This is a genomic window from Lactobacillus nasalidis (assembly GCF_016587775.1).
In the GTDB taxonomy this organism is placed as follows: Bacteria; Bacillota; Bacilli; order Lactobacillales; family Lactobacillaceae; genus Lactobacillus; species Lactobacillus nasalidis.
This window is the reverse complement of record NZ_BOCG01000616.1, coordinates 1-8,718: the sequence shown is the minus strand read 5'-3', so window position 1 is coordinate 8,718 and position 8,718 is coordinate 1. Positions and strand designations below refer to the sequence as shown.

General features: G+C 48.9%; 3 protein-coding genes. All 3 read left to right on the top strand.

Annotation, left to right across the window (positions count from 1 at the left end):
• The first annotated feature begins 179 nt into the window (after window positions 1-179).
• Complete coding sequence (locus tag lacNas_RS11560; RefSeq protein ID WP_201346886.1) at window positions 180-5,681, top strand: hypothetical protein; 5,502 nt, start codon at window positions 180-182, stop codon at window positions 5,679-5,681.
• Window positions 5,682-6,170: 489 nt separating this feature from the next.
• A complete protein-coding gene (locus lacNas_RS11555) occupies window positions 6,171-6,752 on the top strand; it encodes a hypothetical protein (RefSeq protein ID WP_201346885.1) in 582 nt (193 codons plus the stop codon).
• 750 nt (window positions 6,753-7,502) lie between these two features.
• Window positions 7,503-7,979 (top strand): hypothetical protein, encoded by a 477-nt coding sequence (locus lacNas_RS11550; protein ID WP_201346884.1) that lies wholly within the window; start codon window positions 7,503-7,505, stop codon window positions 7,977-7,979.
• Window positions 7,980-8,718: the final 739 nt, after the last annotated feature.

Here is an 8,718-nt window from a genome sequence, read left to right as displayed (position 1 = left end):
TAGTCCCAGTTGTACCAGTGGTACCGGCTGCCGTCGTAGTTGTCGTCGTAGTAGTTGCCGTGTTAGCCGTTGGCGTAATTACGGCTGACGGCACATTAGCGGCGGATTGACTTTGACTAGTTGACGTGCTTAAAGATTCACTGGTGCTCGTGGAGCTACTCAAGCTTTGAAATTCACTAGTGCTTACAGAGACGCTAGCACTGAGTGATTCACTAGTACTCGTGCTCTCGCTAGTTGAGACAGAAACCGAGTTGGATTCACTCGTTGAAGCAGATTCTGAGCTGCTCGTGGAAGCGCTCGTTTCACTTGTTGAAGTTGATTCAGATGCACTCGTGGAGCTTGAACCGGATTCACTTACTGAAGTTGATTCGGATGCGCTCGTGGAGCTTGAACCAGATTCACTCGTTGAAGTCGATTCGGATGCGCTCGTGGACGCTGAACCGGATGAACTTGTCGAAGTAGATTCTGAGTTGCTCGTGGAGGCACTCGTTTCACTTGTTGAAGTTGATTCAGATGCACTTGTTGAAACTGATTCAGAGCTGCTTGCGGAGCCTGAACTTGATTCACTTGATGAAGTTGATTCAGATGCACTCGTGGAGCTTGAACCGGATTCGCTTACTGAAGTTGATTCGGATGCGCTCGCTGACGCACTAGATTCACTCGTGGAAATTGATTCTGATGCGCTTGCGGAGGCGCTAGACTCACTCGTGGAAGTGGATTCGGATGCGCTTGCGGAGGCACTGGATTCACTTGCTGAAGTTGATTCGGATGCGCTTGCTGACGCACTGGACTCACTTGCTGAAGTAGATTCGGATGCGCTCGCTGACGCGCTAGATTCACTCGTGGAAGTGGATTCAGATGCGCTTGCTGATGCACTAGATTCACTCGTGGAAGTGGATTCGGATGAACTTGCTGATGCGCTGGACTCACTTGCTGAAGTGGATTCGGATACGCTTGCTGATGCACTAGATTCACTCGTGGAAGTAGATTCTGATGCGCTTGCCGACGCACTGGATTCACTCGTGGAAGTGGATTCGGATGCGCTCGCTGACGCACTAGATTCACTCGTGGAAGTGGATTCTGAGGCACTCGTGGAGGCACTGGACTCACTTGTTGAAGTGGATTCGGATGCACTTGCGGAAGCGCTGGACTCACTTGTTGAAGTAGATTCGGATGCACTTGCGGAGGCGCTGGACTCACTTGCTGAAGTGGATTCGGATGCACTCGTGGAGGCACTGGACTCACTCGTTGAAGTAGATTCGGATGCGCTTGCGGAGGCGCTGGACTCACTTGCTGAAGTTGATTCGGATGCACTCGTGGAGGCACTGGACTCACTCGTGGAAGTTGATTCAGATGCGCTTGCAGAGGCGCTGGACTCACTCGTTGAAGTAGATTCGGATACGCTTGCGGAGGCACTGGATTCACTCGTGGAAGTGGATTCGGATGCGCTTGCGGAGGCACTAGATTCACTTGTGGAAGTGGATTCGGATGCGCTCGTGGAGGCACTGGACTCACTTGCTGAAGTGGATTCGGATGCACTCGCTGACTCACTTGACTCACTTACTGAAGTTGACTCAGATGCGCTTGCGGAGGCACTGGATTCACTCGTTGAAGTTGACTCAGATGCACTTGCCGATGCACTAGATTCACTCGTTGAAGTGGATTCGGAGTTGCTTGCGCTCGTTGAACCTGATTCACTTGCTGAAGCTGATTCGGAACCGCTGGTACTCGTTGAGTTAGATTCACTTGCTGAAGCTGATTCGGAACCGCTGGTGCTCGTTGAGTTAGATTCACTTGTTGAAGTGGATTCGGAACCGCTGGTGCTCGTTGAACCAGATACGCTTGTTGAAGTGGATTCGGAATTGCTTGCACTAGTTGAGCCAGACTCACTTGCAGAGGTTGATTCGGAGCCGCTTGCACTCGTTGAACCAGATTCACTTGCTGAAGTGGATTCGGAACCACTTGTGCTCATTGAGCTAGATTCACTTGTTGAAGTAGATTCAGAGCCACTTGTGCTCGTTGAGCCAGACTCACTGGAGGAAGTTGATTCGGAGCCGCTGGTGCTCGTTGAGCCAGACTCACTGGAGGAAGCTGATTCGGAACCACTTGTGCTTGTTGAAGTGGATTCAGAATTGCTTGCGCTCGTTGAGCCAGATTCACTTGCTGAAGTTGATTCGGAACCACTTGCGCTCGTGGAGCCAGATGCACTCGTGGAAGTTGATTCGGAACCACTTATGCTCGTTGAGCTAGATTCACTTGTTGAAGTAGATTCGGAACCACTTACGCTCGTGGAGCCAGATGCACTTGTTGAAGTGGATTCGGAACCACTTGTGCTTGTTGAACCAGACTCACTCGTTGAAGTGGATTCGGAGCTGCTTGCGCTCGTTGAACCTGATTCACTTGCGGAAGTTGATTCTGATTCACTTACTGACGTTGATTCTGATTCGCTCTCTGAAGTTGATTCTGATTCACTTGCTGAAGTGGACTCGGATTCGCTCGTTGAAGTGGACTCGGACTCGCTTACTGAAGTTGACTCTGATTCACTTGCCGAAGTTGATTCCGACTCGCTTGCTGAAGTGGACTCAGATTCGCTCGTTGAAGTGGATTCGGACTCACTCGTTGAAGTTGACTCGGATTCGCTCGTTGAAGTGGATTCAGATGCACTTGCTGAAGTGGATTCTGATTCGCTGATTGATACTGATTCACTCTCGGATTCTGATGCGGATTCGGATTCGCTCACTGACGTTGATTCTGATTCACTTGCTGAAGTGGACTCTGATTCGCTCTCTGAAGTTGATTCTGATTCACTTGCTGAAGTGGACTCGGATTCTGATTCGCTCGTTGAAGTGGATTCCGATTCACTTGCCGAAGTGGACTCGGATTCTGATTCACTCTCTGAAGTTGATTCAGATTCTGATTCACTCGTTGAAGTGGATTCCGATTCGCTTGCTGAAGTGGACTCGGACTCGCTCGTTGAAGTGGACTCGGATTCACTTGTCGAAGTGGATTCGGACTCGCTTACTGAGGTTGATTCTGATTCACTTGCTGAAGTGGATTCCGATTCGCTTGCTGAAGTGGACTCGGACTCGCTCGTTGAAGTGGATTCTGATTCACTTGCCGAAGTTGATTCCGACTCGCTTGCTGAAGTGGACTCGGACTCGCTTACTGAAGTTGACTCTGATTCACTTGCCGAAGTTGATTCCGACTCGCTTGCTGAAGTTGACTCGGATTCGCTCGTTGAAGTGGACTCGGACTCGCTTACTGAAGTTGACTCGGATTCACTTGCCGAAGTTGATTCCGACTCGCTTGCTGAAGTGGACTCGGATTCGCTCGTTGAAGTTGATTCGGACTCACCCGTTGAAGTGGACTCGGATTCGCTCGTTGAAGTGGATTCTGATTCACTTGCTGAAGTTGACTCGGATTCGCTCGTTGAAGTGGACTCGGACTCGCTTACTGAAGTTGACTCGGATTCACTTGCCGAAGTTGATTCCGACTCGCTTGCTGAAGTGGACTCGGATTCTGATTCACTCTCTGAAGTGGATTCAGATTCTGATTCACTCTCTGAAGTGGATTCAGATTCGCTTGCTGAAGTGGACTCGGACTCACTCGTTGAAGTGGACTCGGATTCACTCTCTGAAGTTGATTCTGATTCTGATTCACTCGTTGAAGTGGATTCTGATTCGCTTGCTGAAGTGGACTCGGATTCACTTGTCGAAGTGGATTCGGACTCGCTTACTGAAGTGGATTCTGATTCACTTGCTGAAGTGGATTCCGACTCGCTTGCTGAAGTGGACTCGGATTCACTTGTCGAAGCGGATTCGGACTCGCTTACTGAAGTGGATTCTGATTCACTTGCTGAAGTGGACTCGGATTCACTTGCCGAAGTGGACTCGGATTCTGATTCACTCTCTGAAGTGGATTCTGATTCTGATTCACTCGTTGAAGTGGACTCGGATTCACTTGCCGAAGTGGACTCGGATTCTGATTCACTCTCTGAAGTGGATTCTGATTCTGATTCACTCGTTGAAGTGGACTCGGATTCACTTGCCGAAGTTGACTCGGATTCTGATTCACTCTCTGAAGTGGATTCTGATTCTGATTCACTCGTTGAAGTGGATTCTGATTCACTTGCTGAAGTGGACTCGGACTCACTCGTTGAAGTGGACTCGGATTCGCTCGTTGAAGTGGACTCGGATTCACTTGTCGAAGTGGATTCGGACTCGCTTACTGAAGTGGATTCTGATTCACTTGCTGAAGTGGATTCTGATTCACTCGTTGAAGTGGATTCTGATTCACTCGTTGAAGTGGACTCGGATTCACTTGCCGAAGTTGACTCGGACTCACTCGTTGAGATCGATTCACTCTCAGACTCGGACTCGCTCACTGAAGCTGATTCTGAGTCACTTTCTGAAGTTGATTCGGACTCGCTCGTTGAGATCGATTCACTCTCAGACTCGGACTCGCTCACTGAAGCTGATTCTGATTCGCTTTCCGAAGTTGATTCGGACTCGCTAGTTGAGATCGATTCACTCTCAGACTCGGACTCGCTCACTGAAGTCGATTCTGATTCGCTAGTAGAAGTCGATTCAGACTCGCTAGTTGAGATTGATTCACTCTCAGACTCGGACTCGCTCACTGAAGTCGATTCTGATTCGCTAGTAGAAGTCGATTCGGACTCGCTCGTTGAGATCGATTCACTCTCAGACTCGGACTCGCTCACTGAAGCTGATTCTGAGTCACTTTCTGAAGTTGATTCGGACTCGCTCGTTGAGATCGATTCACTCTCAGACTCGGACTCGCTCACTGAAGCTGATTCTGATTCGCTTTCCGAAGTTGATTCGGACTCGCTCGTTGAGATCGATTCGCTCTCAGACTCGGACTCGCTCACTGAAGTCGAGTCTGATTCGCTAGTAGAAGTCGATTCGGACTCGCTCGTTGAGATTGATTCACTCTCAGACTCGAACTCGCTCACTGAAGTCGAGTCTGATTCGCTAGTAGAAGTCGATTCGGACTCGCTCGTTGAGATTGATTCACTCTCAGACTCGGACTCGCTCACTGAAGCTGATTCTGATTCGCTTTCTGAAGTTGATTCGGATTCACTTGCGCTCACGCTTGCAGCGGATTCGGCGGATCTGCTAATACTATCACTTACGCTGGCAGCGGATTTACTCGTGCTTTCGCTAGAACTTACACTGGCAGCGGATTTACTCGTGCTTTCGCTAGAACTTACACTGGCGGCAGATTTACTCGTGCTTTCGCTAGAACTTACACTGGCAGCGGATTTACTCGTGCTTTCGCTAGCACTTACGCTGGCAGCGGATTTACTCGTGCTTTCGCTAGCACTTACGCTGGCAGCGGATTTACTCGTGCTTTCACTAGCACTTACACTGGCAGCGGATTTACTCGTGCTTTCACTAGCACTTACGCTGGCAGCGGATTTACTCGTGCTTTCGCTAGCACTTACACTGGCAGCGGATTTACTCGTGCTTTCACTAGCACTTACGCTGGCAGCGGATTTACTCGTGCTTTCGCTAGCACTTACACTGGCGGCAGATTTACTCGTGCTTTCGCTAGAACTTACACTGGCGGCAGATTTACTCGTGCTTTCGCTAGCACTCTTTGAGGCACTTACAGATTCACTGTTCTTTATTGATTCACTAGTAGATTCACTCAGCTTTTGAGAAACCGAAACCGATTTACTTTCAGCTTCCGAAAGCTTCTTAGAAGCCTCTTCGCTGCTGATCGTACCCTTTGAAATTGCAGTTGACAAGCTAGCTGATTCAATCGTACTTAAACGTTCAGAAATCTTAGTTGAGTCAGACTCGTATTCAGACTTAACCTTAGAAATTTCTTCACTCAGTGACGTACTTGCTGATTCAGATTCAGACTTGCTCTTAGACTGGCTGACAGAAGCACTGACGGATCTACTGGTACTGGTTGATTCAGCTATGCTTCCTGACAGGCTTGCAGATTCACTCAAGTAAGCTGACTTAGAAGCTGAAACGCTCTGGCTGGCCGACTTGCTTTGGCTAACCGCAGTAGACAGGCTTTGGCTGAGAGCGGACGATTTTGATTCACTCGCACTCTTTGAAGCAGATACAGATTCACTTAATTTTTGAGAAGCTGAAACCGATTGGCTCAAGCTAGTTGACTTAGATTCACTAAGCGACTTGGATGTAGATTCACTAAGTGACTTGGATGTAGATTCACTAGCCTTAGAAGCACTTTCGCTTTCAGAAATCTGCTGGCTCAAGCTCTGTGCGTCTCTTTCCTTCTTTTCACTGTCAGATTCGGAAGCAATACTTCTTGACTGGCTTTCTGACTGTGAGCTGCTGGTAGATTCGTACTCACTCCGGCTAATACTTGCAGATTCACTTGCACTGACCGATTCACTCTTGCTTGCTTCTTCACTGATGCTTTCAGATTCAGAGTTAGAGATAGAATCGCTCAATGAAGTCGATAAGGACTTGCTCTCTGAAATTGAGTTGGAAACTGAGTCTCGCATGGCGCTAGATTCGCTTCTAGAAAGTGATCTGCTCGTACTCTTAAACTCGCTGATTGAAGCAGATTCTTCTGCTGACTTGGATGCTGATTCGCTTCTTGAAGCCGATTCGGATGAGCTTTCATCCAATGACTTGGACCGCCTGTCACTGCGGCTGTCTTCTTCACTTTGCTTAGTTGAAACTGACTTGCTGCGTTCAGCTTCTTCTGACTGGCTTTGTGATTCAGAAGTTGACCGGCTGACTGATTGAGACTGGGCTTCACTATTGGAGTTATCAAAACCATCCTTAACGTATGAGTTCTTGTAACCCGCCATGATGGCACCCAGGTTATTTTGCCCAGAGTTTCGTTCAGCACCAGTAGCGTGCACAACCGATGAACTTGCACTTTCGTCTGCTTGAACTTCAACGAGGACGTTGTTGACGATTGACGCGAAGTCGCTCAAATTCTCAGTTGGGATCTTAGTAGTAAAAGTAACTACGACGCCACTTGATGTATCAATCTTATTGCTAGTCGTATAAGCATCCCCGTAGTAACGACCATAGAATTTGCTTTCGTCGACGTGGGAACTGTTAACGTTAAAGCCCAGCGGCTGCTTGGTAGTAAAAGTGTTGTTGACGTTGTACAGCGTGTTGTTGCTGCTGCTTGAGCTGTAGGCCGCTACCACCGCGCCAGTAGCAACTGAGTAAACAGTAATGTTGTCAGCTTTTTCCAAACCAGACATGCTGTTTACGAAGAAACCAAAGTATGCGTCTTGTCCTGACTGGACTTTTGGCTGGTAAGTTACTTCCCAGGTAATAACCCCAGTTGACAAGTTCATGTACCCTTTAAGGTCTGACAGAGTTTTCGCGCTGTAGAAGCCGCTGCCGAGAGTCGTATTCTTAATTTCGTACAGCAAGAAGCCCTTGTTGGCTACCGTCTGGCTGGCCAAAGTGCTCATGGAGTCCGCAACGCTCAAGGAGTAGTTCTCAGCTCTTGATCTGCTGGTACTTTGTGAAGCCTTGATTGACTGTGAAGTTGAAGCAGAAGCTAAGGCTGAGGCAGAAGCCACTGCTGAAACGCTGGTTGACGTGCTTTCTGACAAGCTGGCTTCTTCTTTAGACAATGATTCTGAAGCACTGGCTGACAAGGAAGCTTCCTCTTGTTCTGACAAACTGGTGCTGGTTGACGCACTGGCGCTTTCTGAAGCATCTTCCGCGTCTTCCTTGCTTGCCAAAAGTGAAGCATCCCGGTCCTGCAGACTCAAGCTGGCTTCCGCGTCCTTTTTCGCAAGTTCATTTTCAGAAGCTGAAGTACTCAAGCTGGCAGATTCAGCACGTTCGCTTTCAGAAGCCGAAGTGCTCAAGCGGACAGACTCTGACAGGCTGTTGGCCGTACTTTCTGATTCCGCAGCAGAAACTGACTGGCTGCTGCTTTCAGACAGGAACTTACTGGTTGATTCGCTTTCTGAAGCAGCCTCGCTGACTGACTTGGACTGAGATTCATGTTCTGAAACAGAAGTTGACAGACTCTCTCCAATTGACCCTGAAGCCTCAGTCGACATGGATTCACTATCTGCCTGGTACTGGCTGGCGTCAAAAGTGGTCGTTACGTCTGCGGTCTGGTAATCTTGCTGAACAGTCGTCGTCACTGCGCTGGCAGTTGCCGTATCAACTTGAGTTTCTACTACAGCTACATATGAGTAGTAGCCGGATTCCGTGTTGGTGAAGAACCAGTAGCCAGTTGTCTTGTCAGTATTCACGCTGAAACTGGTTTGTCCGTTGGAGACGTCACCGTCAACCGACACTTGACTGAAGTTGTCCTGGTCATTTAATTGATCAGCTACCGTGCTGACATCTTGCGTCTTCAAGTAGGCTGAGCTCGTCTTGTACACCTTAACCGTTGAGCCGGCGGACAAGCCAGAAATAGTAACACTCTGCGTGCCGCTGGCCGTACCGGCCGGGTTGATTTCGATCAAGTAGGTCGTCTTACCCGTCTTGGCGTCAAAGCCAATCGTGGTCTGACTTACGTTAGCACCGCTGCCGCTGTAGTCACCGGTGTAGTATGAATAGCTCTGGTTGCCGTAGATGATGCTGGTGTTGGTGCTGGTATCCTTCTCACTGTAGCTAGAACTACTGTTGTTGAAGTACTTCGTGTTTGACAAGGTCTGAATCTGTGACGTAGCCGCTGCTGCTTGGGCCACCTGCAGGTGGCTGTTGTATTCAACAATGGCTGCTG